The organism is Marinobacter sp. (assembly GCF_034669625.1).
Classification (GTDB): domain Bacteria; phylum Pseudomonadota; class Gammaproteobacteria; order Pseudomonadales; family Oleiphilaceae; genus Marinobacter.
On the sequence record NZ_JAXMOY010000015.1, the window covers coordinates 53111 to 68896 of the forward strand.

The 15786-nt window shown below is 53.1% G+C and carries 14 protein-coding genes; 8 read left to right on the forward strand and 6 right to left on the reverse strand.

The genetic code is table 11. From position 1 onward, the window contains the following. Window positions 1-199: 199 nt before the first annotated feature. The 5 genes from VOI14_RS12685 to VOI14_RS12705 all read left to right on the forward strand — a co-directional run bounded on the left by VOI14_RS12685 (window position 200) and on the right by VOI14_RS12705 (window position 5931). Window positions 200-553, forward strand: coding sequence for a hypothetical protein (locus VOI14_RS12685; protein ID WP_323752415.1), 354 nt, complete (start codon window positions 200-202; stop codon window positions 551-553). A 157-nt stretch (window positions 554-710) separates the two neighbouring features. After that, a complete protein-coding gene (locus tag VOI14_RS12690) occupies window positions 711-2921 on the forward strand; it encodes an acetyl-CoA hydrolase/transferase C-terminal domain-containing protein (protein WP_323752416.1) in 2211 nt (736 codons plus the stop codon). After that, on the forward strand, window positions 2921-3397 hold the full coding sequence (locus tag VOI14_RS12695; RefSeq protein WP_323752417.1) for a peptidylprolyl isomerase: 477 nt from the start codon (window positions 2921-2923) through the stop codon (window positions 3395-3397). The genes VOI14_RS12690 and VOI14_RS12695 overlap by 1 nt, the downstream gene beginning before the upstream one ends. A gap of 172 nt (window positions 3398-3569) precedes the next feature. Beyond that, window positions 3570-4304: a response regulator gene (locus tag VOI14_RS12700; protein ID WP_323752418.1), complete on the forward strand. Its 735-nt coding sequence runs from the start codon at window positions 3570-3572 to the stop codon at window positions 4302-4304. Window positions 4305-4359: 55 nt separating this feature from the next. Continuing rightward, window positions 4360-5931, forward strand: coding sequence for an ATP-binding protein (locus VOI14_RS12705; protein WP_323752419.1), 1572 nt, complete (start codon window positions 4360-4362; stop codon window positions 5929-5931). Window positions 5932-6134: 203 nt separating this feature from the next. Here VOI14_RS12705 and VOI14_RS12710 read toward each other — a convergent pair whose 3' ends face one another. Next, window positions 6135-7208, reverse strand: a complete 1074-nt coding sequence (locus VOI14_RS12710) for an ABC transporter ATP-binding protein (RefSeq protein ID WP_323752420.1) — start codon at window positions 7206-7208, stop codon at window positions 6135-6137. Between the two features lie 3 nt (window positions 7209-7211). Continuing rightward, window positions 7212-8126, reverse strand: a complete 915-nt coding sequence (gene argF / locus VOI14_RS12715) for an ornithine carbamoyltransferase (RefSeq protein WP_323752421.1) — start codon at window positions 8124-8126, stop codon at window positions 7212-7214. 210 nt (window positions 8127-8336) lie between these two features. Here argF and grxD point away from each other — a divergent pair, with 210 nt between their 5' ends. Further along, complete coding sequence (gene grxD / locus VOI14_RS12720; RefSeq protein WP_323752428.1) at window positions 8337-8663, forward strand: Grx4 family monothiol glutaredoxin; 327 nt, start codon at window positions 8337-8339, stop codon at window positions 8661-8663. 7 nt (window positions 8664-8670) lie between these two features. Here grxD and VOI14_RS12725 read toward each other — a convergent pair whose 3' ends face one another. From VOI14_RS12725 to VOI14_RS12740, 4 genes are all read right to left on the reverse strand, one after another. After that, window positions 8671-9426, reverse strand: a complete 756-nt coding sequence (locus tag VOI14_RS12725) for a TonB family protein (RefSeq protein ID WP_323752422.1) — start codon at window positions 9424-9426, stop codon at window positions 8671-8673. Between the two features lie 8 nt (window positions 9427-9434). Continuing rightward, the gene (locus VOI14_RS12730) at window positions 9435-11642 is read right to left on the reverse strand and encodes a DUF1631 domain-containing protein (RefSeq protein WP_323752423.1); all 2208 of its coding nucleotides are present in this window, start codon (window positions 11640-11642) and stop codon (window positions 9435-9437) included. A 159-nt stretch (window positions 11643-11801) separates the two neighbouring features. Next, entirely contained in the window at window positions 11802-13100 is a 1299-nt protein-coding gene (locus tag VOI14_RS12735; RefSeq protein WP_323752424.1) for an HlyC/CorC family transporter, read from the reverse strand. Between the two features lie 87 nt (window positions 13101-13187). After that, entirely contained in the window at window positions 13188-13985 is a 798-nt protein-coding gene (locus VOI14_RS12740) for a cytochrome C assembly family protein (RefSeq protein ID WP_323752425.1), read from the reverse strand. Between the two features lie 160 nt (window positions 13986-14145). Here VOI14_RS12740 and ffh point away from each other — a divergent pair, with 160 nt between their 5' ends. Continuing rightward, window positions 14146-15534 (forward strand): signal recognition particle protein, encoded by a 1389-nt coding sequence (ffh, locus tag VOI14_RS12745; RefSeq protein WP_323752426.1) that lies wholly within the window; start codon window positions 14146-14148, stop codon window positions 15532-15534. 164 nt (window positions 15535-15698) lie between these two features. Further along, a partial coding sequence (locus VOI14_RS12750; RefSeq protein WP_323752429.1) for a 30S ribosomal protein S16 occupies window positions 15699-15786 on the forward strand: 88 nt, incomplete at its 3' end.

The following is a 15786-nucleotide window of genomic DNA, read 5'->3' on the forward strand; positions in this document are numbered from 1 at the left end:
CCTCGGTTCCAATGCGGAGAGACTGAGGCGGTTACAAACGGCAAAATAAAGCGTTCATTTGTTGACAAAAAAGTGACCAATTACAGTCAGAATGCTGATGCATTTGTGTGCAAACTCACACTATTATCAATTAGAATAGTTAGACTTTAGTACATATATAACTGCACTTAAAATAGAGTTCTGAGGCACGCCGTTCGTCATGATTATCCGTATCTTTCTCTTATTGCTGGCTTTGAATTGCGTGGCCTTTGTGGCGCGCGCTGAAGCAGCAGAGCCTTCCCGGTCTGAGCCTTTGCTCTCTGACCGGATGATGGCAGAACGAGAGGAAGTCATGTCCGTTGAAGACATGTATGAGCTACAAGAGTGGATGTCCGGTGAGGAACAAGACAGTCACGATGATGCTTTGGCCGCTATTGGTTCAAAATTATTGAGTCTCAGTTTTAACCGAACAAAATCTTCTCGCAAGACTTACGCGTCGGATCCTGCTCAGCCTGACCACGGTATTGCTCTGCTGAATGAAGGGGCCTGTCTGAACCTTCGTTGGATGTTCTAAGTCCTCTCTTTCTCTCGCCTTTTCGCGAAATCCGGCTCGTCCTCCATAAGCGTTAAAGCGCTTGTCGTGAACCGACTCGTGACCTGCCTCATTGTCAGGCGAATGCTGCCGTGTGATTATCCAAGTCATGAGTCATTCCTGAATGATGAGGGTTGCGATGACAGGGCAAAATAAAGTCTATGTGGATGATGCAGATGCGTGTGTCGATCAAGTTATAGAACGGGTCGGCAAGGACATCACTCTTGGCTTGCCGTTGGGGCTAGGAAAGCCGGTACGCTTTGCGAATGCCTTGTACCAGCGAGCGAAAGACGACCCTGATATCCGCTTGCACATCGTAACGGCGCTATCGTTGTTGGCTCCCGAGGGCCGTTCATCATTGGAGCGGCGGTTTCTGGAGCCGTTTACCAAGCGACTCTACGGTGCAATCCCGGAGCTGGCCTATGCCCGTGATGTGGTTAATAACCAACTTCCGGAAAATGTGAAGGTTTCTGAGTTTTTCTTTAAAGCGGGTAGTTACCTGAAAAACCCCAGCCAGCAGCGTAACTATATCTGCACCAATTACACTCATGCGGTTCGGGATCTGATGGCTCAGGGCGTCAACGTGGTGGGGCAGTTGATGGCGCCGGGTGAACTTCATGGACAACCCGGCAAGATGAGTTTTAGCTGTAACCCGGACCTATCCCTCGATATTCTACCTTTGTTGCGACAGCGAGAGTCCGGAGGCACGCTGGTAGCTATGGTTGCTGAACAGAACCCGCAGTTGCCTTGGTTCGGTCGCCACGCGGTGGTGGAGGACAGTCAGTTCGACTTGATTCTTTCTGCACCCTCGACCGATTACCCCCTGTTTTCTGCGCCGCAGATGGCGGTTAGTCCTGCAGACCATATGATTGGTTTTTACGCCAGCAGCCTGCTTAAGGATGGTGGCACCCTTCAGGTTGGGATTGGTTCGTTGGGCGTGGCTCTGGTGCACAGTGCTATTGTTCGACACAAGCATAACGCCGTTTGGAAATCCGTTTTTCAGAAGGCTCGCGTGGACGAAAGATTCCCGGTAGTAGGTGATTATGGCGGTACTGAGCCCTTTGATGCGGGCCTGTACGGTTGTAGCGAAATGATGGTGGATGGTTTTCTGTACCTGATTCAAGAAGGGATCCTGAAGCGGGAAGTCTTTGGGCACGAGGACCTTCAGCGGCTGATAAACGAAGAAAAAATTTCGGGAACACCCTCGCTGAAAACACTGGATGTGCTTCGTGCGGAAGGGTTGATTGATTCACCCTTGCGGAACCGGGATCTGCAGTGGTTGATCGACCACGGCATTGTGCGGAACTCGATTGAACTCAAGGGAGGCCGCTTGCGCCTGAATGAATCAACATCCGTTGTGGCGGATCTTGATGACCCCGAAACCCGCGACAGGCTGCAGACGCTCGGGATGGGCGAGAAGCTGACGGGTGGCGTGGTAATGCACGGTGGTTTCTTTGTCGGGCCTGAAAAGTTCTATCGAGAGCTGAGAGGTCTGCCAGCCGAACAGCGTGAACAGATCTGCATGACCAGCGTGAATTTTATCAACCATTTGTACGATCATCGTTATGGTGATCAGAAGATGAAAATGGCTCAGCGTGTGCACGGTCGGTTCATCAATACGACCATGATGTACACATTGAATGGCGCTGCAGTCTCGGATGGACTGGCCGATAGCCGAGTAGTGAGTGGGGTTGGGGGGCAGTACAACTTTGTGGCCATGGCTCATGAATTGCCGGGCGCCCGCTCAATTGTTGCCTTGCGGGCATCGCGGACTTCGGGCGGCGAGGCCGTTTCCAATATTGTTTTTAACTACCCTCATTGCACAATTCCCCGACATCTTCGGGATATCGTGATCACCGAATACGGCATAGCAGATCTTCGCGGGAAGTCTGACGAAGATGTGTTCCTGAGCTTGATTCGCATCGCTGATTCCCGTTTTCAGGAAGCGTTGCTTAAACAGGCTAAGAAAGTCGGGAAAGTGCCTTCCGGTTTTAAGTTGCCGAAGGATTGGACAAACAATACGCCGGGGCAGGTCCGTGAGACCTTGGCCGCAGCTGGAGAGGGCGATTGGTTTCCGGCATTCCCGTTTGGTCGGGATTTTACCGATGAAGAATTGACGTTGGGGAAAGCCCTTAAATCGCTTAAGGCCGCAACAGCGACTCCCCGTGGTAAACTCTCGACCCTTTGGCAGGCCATGCGCGCTGACGACGATGGTCGTTACCATTCGATGATCGAACGTATGGGGTTGGCGCGCCCAAGCAACTTTCGGGAAAAACTGGATCGAAAGTTGGTCATACACGGCCTCCAGCAACTTGAATCCTCGACAGAAACAGGAAGCGTGAAAAGCTAATGCAAGCAGATTCGCAGCAAACCAAACCGGAAGTTTACACTGTTCATTACATCCTGAAGAACCAAATCGGCGAGCTGGTGGATACCTCCGAAGGTAGTGAGCCGTTGCATTTTTTGATGGGCAGCCCAGACGTCATTGAAGGCATTCAGGCCGCCGTAAAAGGCCGCTCGCCGGGAGATTGTCTGGAAGTGACCGTGCCGCCGGAGATGGCATACGGAGAGCACCGGGAAGATCTGGTGCGGACTGTGCCACGATCGTTGTTTGAGGGTATCGAAACCCTAGACGTCGGGATGAAGTTCCAAACCAATTCAGGCGATCAGGCACAGATTGTTCAGGTGGTCAGCATCGATGGCAATTTGGTGAAAGTGGATGCCAACCACCCATTGGCTGGTTTTACTCTATATTTTGACTTGGAGATCGTCGGTCGCCGCGAAGCGACAGAAGACGAAATTACGCAAGATCGCCCATTATTCTGAGGGGGCAGAGCGCTAAACCAGAGCCTGTGAAACTCTGAAATTGGACCTCTGTCACAGGCTGTAATGTTTTGTAGTGGCGTGTACAGTTTTGAATGTAGTGTATAATTGCTGTAACCGAAGGTTGTCTGTATTGTTGTTCGTATAATCTTAAAATCAAATATAATAATCAGAGATGGGCGACGTGGAACATACAAACGAAAGTTGGCGAATCCTGATTGTAGAAGACGATGAGCGGCTGGCGGATCTCACCCGCGAATATCTGGAGAGCAACGGTCTTTCCGTATCTTTGGAAACTCACGGCGGTGCTGCTGTTGAGCGGATTCGCAAAGAGCAGCCAGATCTGGTGGTACTCGATCTCATGTTGCCAGGTGAAGATGGCTTGTCGATTTGTCGACGGGTGCGCCCCGTCTATTCCGGACCGATCATCATGCTGACCGCCAGAACCGATGACCTGGACCAGGTCTTAGGCCTCGAAATGGGGGCGGATGACTACATAGGCAAGCCGGTTCAGCCTCGTGTTTTGCTGGCAAGAATTCGTGCCATGTTGCGTCGAGCGGAAACAAATCCGTCGGCGAGTCAGGATGCCAATGCCGAAGAACCGGTCCGGCTCCAGTTTAATGACCTGATTGTTGATCGTTCTATGCGTGAAGCGTGGTTGAACGGTGCTGGCATTGATCTTACCAGTGCTGAGTTCGACTTGTTGTGGTTGCTTGCTAGCAACGCAGGAAGGGTTCTAAGCCGAGAGGAGATCTTTACGGCACTTCGAGGCATTGAATACGATGGTCAGGACCGTTCGATTGATGTGCGAGTTTCTCGTATTCGTCCCAAGATTGGTGATGATCCAATCCATCCGAGGCGTATTAAAACGGTTCGGAGCAAAGGTTACCTCTTCGTGAAAGAAGCCTGACCGTCCGTTTGGCGCGGTGTTTGTTGAGCGTCGCGCCAATTACCGGGTTGCGCCCATGTCGTTGAAATTTCTCCTCAAAGCTTACGCTCAGGTTGTCACTGTCGCCGCTCTGGTGGTGTTGGTTTGCGTCATTCTATTTAACGGACTGAACAGTGTGCGCGCTCAAGACTGGCATGAGCGTTCTATGCAGCCACTCATGAAATGGCTGGCCACTGTGCCAAATCCTTCCGAGCAATACCACTGGATGCCTTCCTTATTCGGTTTGAACGTTGGCCATAGCCGTGATTTTCAGTTGCACCCCGTTATCCTCGAACGACTGAGCTACGGTCAGGTGGTGGCTGAGCCCTCAGGTGAAGGTTTCGTGTTTTACGTTGCCAATGAGTCGGGCTCCGTTATCAGTTTGAATCTGGAACAGCCCTACCGCGATCTGGCGAGGGCTACCGCACTGATTGTGCGTTGGCACTTGGACAGTGTTCCAGCAGAAGCGCGGGCTGAAGCATCCCGCCATTTGGAACAAGCGCTCGGCGTGCAAATCAGCCCGTTACAAAATCCATCGGATTTGCCCGCACAGACGGTACTTGATCGACTGAGTTCGTCGAGTTTGGCGTTGCTCCGCAGGGACGGCGACCGGCTCTCTGGGGTGGTGCGTTTATCGGAAGGTGATTTGATTGTCGTGAACCTGCCCGAAGCATTTAGCCCGTGGGGATGGCCGATCGTTTTGTTGCTGGTGTTCTTGGTCGGAGGCGTGTTGGCACTAGGTTTGTTTTTGGCGCTTCGTTTTGTTGATCGGCATTTGCGAAAAGTGGAATCAGTCGCCCTGCGAATTGCTCGTGGTGAAATGGGAGCGAGGGTGGAGTCGGAGGATGGCACTCTGGTATCGCGATTGGCGTCAGCATTTAATGGCATGGCAGAGCACATTCAGCGACTGGTCCAGGTGCAGCGGGAAATGATTCATGCGGTGTCTCACGAACTCAGAACGCCCGTGGCTCGCATTCGGTTTGGTGTTCAGATGATTGAATCTGCCAGTTCGTCAGAAGCACGACAGAAACAGATGACAGGTATCGATGGTGACATCCAGGAGCTCGATGAACTCATCGATGAAATACTTACCTATGCTCGATTGGAGCAAGGTGGGCCTGTGTTTACTCTGCGTGATGACTCAGTGACGGAGATTGTGAAACAAGTTGTTGCTGAGCAGCGCATCATTCGAGAGGGCATAGAGATCGAGTGCTGCATCGAAGATGGAGAGGGCAGTTGGTCACAGTCAGACGTCGAGCCCCGGTACATTCATCGCGCCGTGCAAAATTTGGTGGGGAACGCAGCACGCTACGCTCAAGGGCGAGTAATGGTGGTGTGTTATCTGGACGAAGAAAATTGCCGTATCGATGTTGAGGATGACGGTCAGGGCATTCCAGAGTCAGACTGGGAGAAAGTATTTACAGCCTTTGCGCGACTGGATGACAGCCGAACCCGAACGTCAGGTGGGTACGGGTTAGGTTTATCGATAGTACGACGTATTTTGTATTGGCACGGCGGGCAAGCATTTGTCGGTCGCAGCGAGCAGCTTGGGGGGGCTAAGTTCAGTCTGGTATGGCCAAGGCGTAAGTCTGAATCGTCTATTTTGTGACGCGTGTCTCGCACCCTCACCGGATGTAACAAACCACTACAGAACCGCTACTGAACAGCCCCGCTGATTAGCTAATAATTGGTCGTGTAAGGGATGACTTTAGAGGTTGTAGTTCTTACGAACTTTCCTTGTTTCATTCGTCATTTGAGGGCTGGTTTTTACCAGCCCTTTTTTTTGCCTGAGTGTCGACCGTCGCGTGAGTCTTAGGCTGTTCGCTCAAAAGCGATCAGGTGATCGGCTTCGACACGAACAGGTACCTGCTCGCCTAGATTGAAGTCCAGGTGGCTTCTGAATAACGCCTCAAACTCGGTGTCCTCCGAGCAACGGAAGCGATAGAGCGTTGAAGTGCCTGCGAAGGTTTTCTCCACCACTTTGGGTTTCAGCTCCGATTCAGCGTCGTGTACGATGTCGTCGGGCCGAATCAGAATGTCCACCAGAGTGCCCGCTTTCCAGTTATAAGCGCGGTTGCCGTGAATCACGCCAAGCTCTGACTCAATGGCATCCGGTCCGAGCACCTTGCCGGGAATAAAGCCGCCCTGGCCGACAAAACTGGCAACAAAACGATTTGCAGGTTCGTGGTACAGGTTAAAGGGAACATCCCATTGCTGAATACGTCCGTCTCGAAGAACTGCGACCTGGTCGCACATGGCAAACGCTTCTTGCTGGTCGTGGGTGACCAGAATGGCGCTGATGCCAAGGGTTTTCAGGATCTCGCGCACGTCTAGGCTCAGGCGCCTACGGAGATCGGTGTCCAGGTTGGAGAAGGGTTCATCCAGCAGGATCAGTGTCGGTTCGGGAGCTAAAGCTCGGGCCAACGCCACGCGCTGTTGTTGTCCGCCGGACAGCTCGTGAGGGAAGTTGTTGGCCAGATCCTGAAGGTGCACCAGATTGAGCAGTTCAGTGACTTTCTGTTGGCGCTCACTTTTGCTCAGGGACTTGAGTCCGAAACCGACGTTGTCGGCGATGCTCAGGTGAGGGAAGAGCGCGTAGTCCTGAAACACCATGCCGATTTTACGCTTTTCTGGCGGTACTGAGCGGCCTGGCTGGCTGATCACCTGTGATTGCAAGCTGATCTCGCCCTGATCAATCGGCAGGAATCCAGCCAGCGCCCTCAGGATGGTGCTTTTGCCACAGCCACTTGGGCCAAGAAGGCAGCCGATATCGCCATGGCTGAGGGCGAAGTTGATGTTCTTGACCACGGCCTCTCCGCCATAACCCACAGACAGGTTGTTGACGTTCAGAAGCCAGTCAGTTGATGGCACCTTGGATTCGGGCATTGATCAGTCCAGGCGGTTGAGAATAAGGAATTCAAGCAGTGCTTTTTGGGCGTGCAGACGGTTTTCAGCTTCATGCCACACCACCGAGCTTGAGTGCTCCATCATGTCGACGGAAATTTCCTCTCCGCGGTGAGCCGGCAAACAGTGCATGAACAAAGCGTCTTTGTCGGCGAGAGACATCAGTTCGGGGTTGATCTGATAATTCCGGAACGCGTCCTCACGGGCTTTTTGCTCATCTTCTTGCCCCATGGAGGCCCAGACATCGGTGACCAGCAAGTTCGAGCCGCGAGCCGCTTCTTGTGGTTCGCGGAAGATCGTCACGCGGTCTTCGTGGGCTTTCAGCAAGGCTTGGTCGGGCTCGTAACCATCCGGGCACGCTACGTTCAAATGGAAGTCGAACTTTTTCGCTGCATTGATGTACGAGTGGCACATGTTGTTGCCGTCGCCGACCCAAGTGACGGTCGCGCCTTGAATGCTGCCGCGATGTTCGCGGTAGGTTTGCATATCGGCAAGCAGCTGGCAGGGATGGAAATCATCGGTCAGTGCATTAATGACGGGTTTGCTCGACGCCGATGCGAACGTTTGTACGGTTTCGTGCGCAAAGGTCCGGATCATGACCGCATCGACCATGCTGGAAATCACGATAGCAGAGTCTTCAATCGGTTCGCCGCGACCGAGTTGGGTGTCTCGGGGGGAAAGGAACATGGCAGTGCCGCCCAGTTGGGTCATGCCTGCCTCGAAGGAAACTCTGGTGCGAGTCGATGACTTTTCGAAAATCATGGCCAGCACGCGGTTTTTCAGGGAGTCCCTGACTTTGCCCTCACGCCATTCCTTGCGGAGCCGTGAAGCATGGTCCAGCAGGTGTTCCAGTTCGCTGGTGGTCATGTCGTTGAGTGTCAGAAAATGTCTTACTGCCATGAATGGCCCCTGTTTCAAGGAAACTGCGGTAAGGTTTGCGTTTTGAAAAGGGAATCAAGTCTAGCCCTTCATTCCCGTTAAAACAACGCTCGCGAATGAGCGCTTGTTCCGGGACAAAGGTCTTGGTTTGGTGCGGCCTCGGTCAGCGGTGTACAATGGCACGATATGCCGCAAGCCGGTGTCCCAGATTTCAACCAAAGGTATGTGTTCATGGATATTAATGAAACCATCAAAAGCCAGTTAGAAGAAAACCCGGTTATTTTGTACATGAAGGGCACTCCGCAAGCTCCTCAGTGTGGTTTTTCTGCCCGTACGGTTCAGGCACTGATGGCGTGTGGCGAGCGTTTCGCATTTGTGAATATCCTCGATAATCAGGAGCTTCGCGAGGCATTGAAAATTTATTCCAGCTGGCCGACATATCCGCAGTTGTACATCGGAGGTGAGTTGGTCGGTGGCTGCGATATCATTATTGAGATGTCCGAAAACGGCGAGCTTGAGACAATGATTAAAGGTGCGGTGAAGTCGGCCGAAGCCTGATTTTCCGTCACTGCTGCTTTGGCGTGAACACCAGTTTCACGTCAAAGTGGTCAGATGTCTCTCCCTCCGGTTGTGGGTAAGGGCTGGCTGCAAGCGCCGCTCGATAGGCTGCCCGATCGATGTTTTCTATCCCCGTTGTTTCTTTCACTCTGGCTCGGGTGAGGGCTCCGTTGGCCAATATCCGCAGCTCAAGAGTCATCTCTCTTGTCGTGTCCAGTTGTGACAACGCCGGTACGCGCAGTTTTTCCAGCTCTTCCGCCAGGTGCACGGCTAGCTTGATCAGATAGGGGTCTTGCTCGGCTGGCGACTTGGTAATTCTTTGTGTTTTCCCCGCGTTCTGAGTGGCAGGCGTCTCCATAGGTGCAGATTGTGCGGAAACTGTGGCCGCAGGGCTTGTTTGCACGTTGGTCGATACCTGGCGAACGTTTTGCGGTTGTGATGCGCTATTGGAGGTTTGTGGGTCGACGTGAGACGACTTCTCAGACTTTTGTGTCGTCACTGGAAGGTTCTGGGGCTCGACACTGAACTCCGAGTGCCTGAGCGTTTCTTGCGTGCTGGGTTCGGGGGTGTTCGACGTGCTGGAGTGAGAGCTTGAGCTGCTCAACGTAAAAACAAGGCGTTGGCTGAGATTCGTCGCTTCCAGCAGGGGAGAAGGAAGCCCGGTAAGCAGGATGATGTGCGACATTAAGGCAAGCGAAAGCGCCAAGCCGATCCGGTAAGATGCCGGGACGGACTTGGCTGGACCTGAATCGGACTGCAACATAGATAAGATCAGGCGGTTTTTGTGCGCAGGCTACCCACAACCGCATTCAAAGCTCGATCGATCAACGCGCCTTGCTCCAGCATGGTCAGGCGTCCGCGGCGTAATTCGTGTGCCAGCTCAATCCGGGTTTTCTCGATAACTTTCAGGCCCATGCGGTTAACAAAAACGAAACAGTCGGCCTCTTCGATAATGGCTGAGAGTTTGCACCGGAAGCTTGCACCATTGACCAGGCGGAACTCGACCCAGTTGCTGATCTCCAACTGGTCAATTTTGGTGATGAACTCCGACACCGCGGCATCTTCGAGCTCCTGCTGTCGCTGAATTGCTGTCTGGGTTTCGGCGGACGGAGTTTCCTCCTCAAGGGAAGGCTCGTCTTTGCGCGCCTCAATGGTGGCGTTGGTCCGGAAGGCTTCGGCGAGCTGGTGTTTAAGCTGGGCCATCATGTCGTCTAGCTTGGTGGCGTTGTATGAGACCTCTTCAAGGCCGCTTCTGAGGGTTCTCAGGAGTCTGGGCACTACACGTACCCATTGATCCCGCTCTTCGTCTTCCTCGTGAGGGTGAAGGCACCAGATCAGGTCGTCCACCACTTTGACGGTTTCCTGCCACCGGTGCTCGGAATCGTCTCGGAGATACGCGAGGAACATCACCCGGCTCCAGCCGTTGGTGATAATTTCGTGAATGGACTCTGGCAGTCTGTAGCGGGACAGTTTGTCTTTAAGAAGTTTGTCGACGGCTTCCTGAGCTTTCTGTGATTTGATGCGCCCGCGCTCGGATTCGCGGGTCCGTTGCTCAACCAAATTGGATTTGCGGTTCTCTCGCTCCAGGAACTGTTCAAAATCGTTGTTCAAGATTTCAAACAAGGCCACGTCTCCGTCGAACTCGTTCAGAATTCGCTGGACCACGTTATGAATTTGCCCATAGAGTTTATCTCGGGCCTTTTCATCGCTACTGCTCCAGCCAATACCTGCTTTTGCAAGCGAGTTCAGTAGCTTGCGCGCGGGGTGGTTGGATTTGCTGAAGAAGTTTTTGTCTTTGATGACCACCTTCAGGATCGGGATCTGCAGGCGACTGATCAGAACCTGAACCGGTGCTGAAAGGTTGTAGTCATCGAGAATGAACTCAAACAGCATTGAGACCAGATTGATGAGGTCTTCATCGACTTCGTTCAGCGCAGGTTTGCGGCCGTCCTGTGTTTGGGTTTGTGACAGGAGTTGTTGTACCACCTCTCGTAAATCAACGGTGACCGGTTCGCCAGAGCTCAGATCGCCGAAATCCTGTTCGGTTGGGTGGCTGGGGATAGAGCTGAGCATGTGCGCCAGTTCGCGGCCGCCAATGACGTGCAGCGAAGGGTCCGAGCTTCGGGGCATGGTGCCCGCGTTATGTCTTTGTTGGCTGAGCATTTCCCGGATTTGTTCGAACACTGCGCTGTTTTCGCGATCGGTGTCGGGGTTGCTGTCAGCGGTTTGAGTCTCTGCTTGCGCGGCTTCATCGCTTGCTGGTTTCGCTTTTGAGGCGTGGCTTTTGCCTTGATAGCGGAAGTTGGGAATGATGCCGGCCTGGATTAATATTCGGTTGGCTTCATCCAGAAGCATGCCCAGATTCGATACAACGTACCGATCGAATTGCTTCAGAAGGATAAGGCGTTCACGGATCTGTATATCCAGTGCCTGAATAGCTTCGGTAAAGGCGCTGCACAAATGTTCTGGAGCCATCGGGTTGACCGGGTGGTCGTCGCTGGCCGAGGGGTAAACCTGGGTGAATCGCGCCTGCAGTTGAAGGAGGGCCCCCTGGAAGTGGGTTTTAGCCTTGCTGATCATGGCGTTTAGGGCGACCTGTTCTTCCAGATCGTCATTGCCCAGCAGTGTGAGGTTGGAGATGTCTGTCTGAACCTGCACCTCGTTTTCTTGGTGTGCGCCCGCATGAGGTGGTGTGGTGAAGAATTGGGAAACGGCGTCTTGGAAGTGGCGCTCCACACCTTTACGCTTGATGCGGATTTCGCGCATCGCTTCAAAATAGCGGTTTTGTTCGTTGTTGCTTCGGGCATTATTGGCGAGCTCAAAGAGCGAGTCGTCCACGGCGTCGAAAGCGCCTTGTAGCAGATCTCCCAATCCAGCAACAACAGTATTGCGTATGCGAGTCACCTCTGACGGCACGGGGTGGCGGCTAGCGCCCTCTCTGTGCTCGCGAAGGTAATGTATACCGGACTGCTTATTCATGGCCAACTCCTGTCTACGCCTTAACCGGATACATGACCGAGCTATTTCCACGTTATCGTTTTTTGTTAAATTTAGCGCACTTTTTGCACAAAGGACACAAATAAACTGAAAGCTGGGATCTGGGTCAAGGTTCTGGGCGAGGTCGTCGCTATCTTGCTGTTAATCGATTTGATGTGCAGGCCTCGCCCGATGCCGCTTGGCGGACTGTCTCGGGTGTACGATCGCAGCTTTAACTACGTTATCTTTTATCTGGAGTACTTCTACCCGGTGCCCTTCGACTTTGAGGCATACGTTGGTGTCCGGGATGTTTTCCAATCGCTCGGTAATAAGCCCGTTGAGAGTCTTCGGGCCATCGGTTGAAAGCTTCCAATCGAGGGTTTTGTTGATGGTACGCACCGAGGTGCTGCCATCGATAATGTAGGTGCCGTCGTCCTGAGGAATGATGTCTGGCGAGGTCGAGGCGTAATCGGTGGTGAATTCGCCCACGATCTCTTCCAGTATATCTTCAAGAGTGGCTAAGCCGAGCACTTCGCCGTATTCATCAACAACCATCCCAAACCGATGTTTTACGCCCTGAAAGTTGAGCAGTTGCGTGTTTAGTGGTGTGCTTTCCGGGATAAAGTAAGGCACCTGGCAAAGCTGGCGGATCATCTCCTTGTTGATGTCGTCTTCGTGTAGCAGTTTGGCAACGCTTCGCAGGTGCAGGATGCCCTGGATATTGTTTATGTCACCTTCGAAGACCGGCAAGCGGGTGTGCTGGCTATTGCGCAGGTGCCGGATGATGTCGTCGATGTCATCTTCAAGGTCGATGCCAACGACATCGTTACGGGGCACCATGATGTCTGTGACGGTGACTTTCTCCAGGTCGAGAATGCCGACCAGCATGTCTTTGTGTTTGGCTGGGATCAGGGCCCCGGCTTCGTTAACGACGGTGCGCAATTCCTCGCGGCTAAGGTGGTCTTCGTTCGCTTGGGCCGATGAAATGCCAATCAGGCGAAGGATGCCGGAGGTGAACAGGTTGACCGACCATACCAGCGGGTAGAGGAGTTTCAGTAGCGGGGCAAGTATATGGCTGGCCGGGAACGCAATTTTCTCTGGGAACAGTGCCGCTAGGGTCTTTGGTGTGACCTCTGCAAAAATCAGGATGACCACGGTCAGCAAAATTGTGGCAATGGCGATGCCGGCATCGCCCCACACCCGGATGGCGATGACCGTTGCGATCGACGAAGCGAGGATGTTGACGAAGTTGTTGCCAATCAGAATGACGCCGATTAGCTGGTCGGTTCGGTTTAGCAGTCTCTGGGCGCGTCTTGCGCCTTTGTGGCCGGTATTCGCCATATGCTTCAGGCGATAGCGGTTGAGAGACATCATCCCGGTTTCGGAGCTGGAAAAGAAGGCTGAAAGGATGATTAAGCCGACAAGGAGAATAAACAGCGCGGTAAGCGATGTCTCGTTCAAGAGGGGGGCCCTTCTATGGATGACAAGTTGCGAAAATACGGCGTCAAAGCTTGTACTGTCAAGCGCTGTTGTAGCGCTACTTAAGTCTTAGCGAAACAGGAGTTCGAGTACGAATTTGCTGCCGTAAAAGGCAAGCATAAGGAGTGCGCAGCCGGCCAGCGTCCACCGGCTTGCCGTAAGTCCTCTCCAGCCCTTGGTGTATCGGCCTACGAGAAGGCCGGCAAATACCAGTAATGACAATAGGGAAAAGACGGTTTTGTGCGCTAGGTCCTGTGCAAACAGGTCTTCGATAAAGACGGCTCCGGTCACAATGGCCAGTACCAGTAATACAACGCCCGCCCAGACCATTTCAAAGAGGAGCGATTCCATCGTTTGTAGCGGGGGGAGGTTGCGAATCAGGCGGCTGTTGTAGTTTTGCTTCAGTTGTCGGTTTTGGATGTAGAGCAAGACCGCCTGGATGGCTGCGAGTGTGAACAGGCTGTAGGCGGTGACCGACAGCGCGACATGGGAGAGCATTCCGTAGCTCTGCTCTGACACTAGGCGGGATTCGGTGTGGACGACAAGGGCCATCACAATGGTGGCCGCGGCGATCGGGTAGGCGCCCAGAAACAAACTGCCGACCGGTTTGGTCAGGTTAAGGCCGAGTAACAGGAATACGATAAGCCACGAGATCAAGACCGAGCTCTTGAAAAAACTAAGATCGAAACCGCCGTCCAGATAAACGGTTTGGGCGATTAGCAGGCCATGCCCGGTTAAGGCCAGAATGCCGATGAGCGTGGTAATGGCAAGGCTGGTTTCGACTTTGCCTCTGAAGTGGAGTGCTTGCAGGGCAGTTCCAACGCTGTACAAGAAAAGTGCGGTAACCGCGATAATCAGCGTTCCCATGACATCCTTTATATGCTGGTCTAAGGGTTAAAGCGGCCTCGGAGTTGTTCTGAGGCTCCCAAGTCTGGGTATAATGTCGCGATTATGCAACAGGAATCAAGCGGCCCAGGTTGGCTTCTTGATTTGTGTGGACAATTTCTCCGGGGTACGGAAGAGCAACATGTTTGAGAATCTCCAGGACCGGCTATCCGGCAGCTTGCGCAAGATCTCTGGTCAGGCGCGCCTCACCGACGACAACATTAAAGACACGCTGCGGGAAGTGCGCATGGCGCTGCTCGAAGCTGATGTGGCGTTGCCGGTGGTTAAAGACTTTGTCGAGAGTGTACGCAAGCGCGCGATCGGCCAGGAAGTACAGCGAAGCCTGACGCCGGGCCAGGTGTTCGTCAAAGTTGTTCAGCAAGAATTAGAACGGGTCATGGGCGAGGGTAACGAATCTCTCAATCTGTCTACCCGTCCGCCTGCGGTCATTATGATGGCCGGTTTGCAAGGTGCGGGTAAGACCACCACCGTTGCCAAGCTGTCTCGCTTCCTTAAAGAACGTCAGAAAAAGTCTGTCATGGTCGTCAGTGCGGACGTATATCGTCCTGCGGCGATCCAGCAGTTGGAAACTCTTGCCTCCGAAGTCGGGGTTGAGTTTTTCCCGAGTAGTGCCGATCAGGATCCGGTTGATATTGCTAACGGTGCGATCGATGCCGCGCGTCGCAAACATGTGGATGTCGTGATTCTCGATACCGCTGGGCGTCTGCACATTGATGAGCAGATGATGGGTGAGATTGGTCGCTTGCATAAAGCGGTGGAACCGATTGAAACTCTGTTCGTGGTTGACTCCATGACGGGTCAGGACGCGGCAAATACAGCGAAGGCGTTTAACGATGCTTTGCCGCTGACCGGTGTGGTGCTCACTAAGACCGATGGTGATGCCCGTGGTGGTGCGGCACTCTCTGTTCGTCATATTACCGGCAAGCCCATCAAGTTCCTGGGTGTCGGTGAAAAAACGGATGCCCTTGAGCCGTTCCACCCAGAGCGAGTCGCGTCCCGGATTCTTGGTATGGGTGACGTGTTGTCGCTCATCGAAGAGGCCGAACGCAAGCTGGACCGTACCAAGGCGGAAAAGCTCACCAAGAAGATCAAGAAGGGTAAAGGCTTCGATCTGGAAGATTTTCGCGATCAGCTTCAGCAGATGAAGAATATGGGCGGCATCGGTGGGTTGTTGGACAAGTTGCCAGGTATGGGGCAAATGGCTCAGGTGGCCCAGCAGCAGGTTAATGACAAGTCGGTAGGGCAGATGGAAGCCATTATTTGCTCGATGACTCCGAAGGAGCGCCGCTATCCGGATGTCATCAATAACTCGCGTAAGCGCCGTATCGCTGCGGGTTCCGGTTCCCAGATACAAGATGTCAATCGTCTGCTCAAGCAGCACAAGCAGATGCAGAAAATGATGAAAAAGTTTGGCAAGAAGGGTGGAATGGCCAACATGATGCGCGGTCTAGGTGGTATGATGCCACCTGGCGGCGGTGGTGGCGGAATGCCTCCATTTGGTCGTATGTAAAAAGCCTTACATATAAAATAGGGAAACCAGGCGTTTCCCTATTTTCATTGGCGTTGTTTTCGCATAGAATAGCGCCCCTTTCGAGTATGGGTCTTCTCGTCGGCTGCTCTCAGTCTGATGAGAATCGTACAAAGTTCGTACAACAGAACAGGATATTGGTCGAAATGGTAACAATCCGTTTGGCTCGTGGCGGCTCTAAGAAGCGCCCGTTCTACCATCTGACAGTCACTGACAGCCGTAAATCTCGTGACG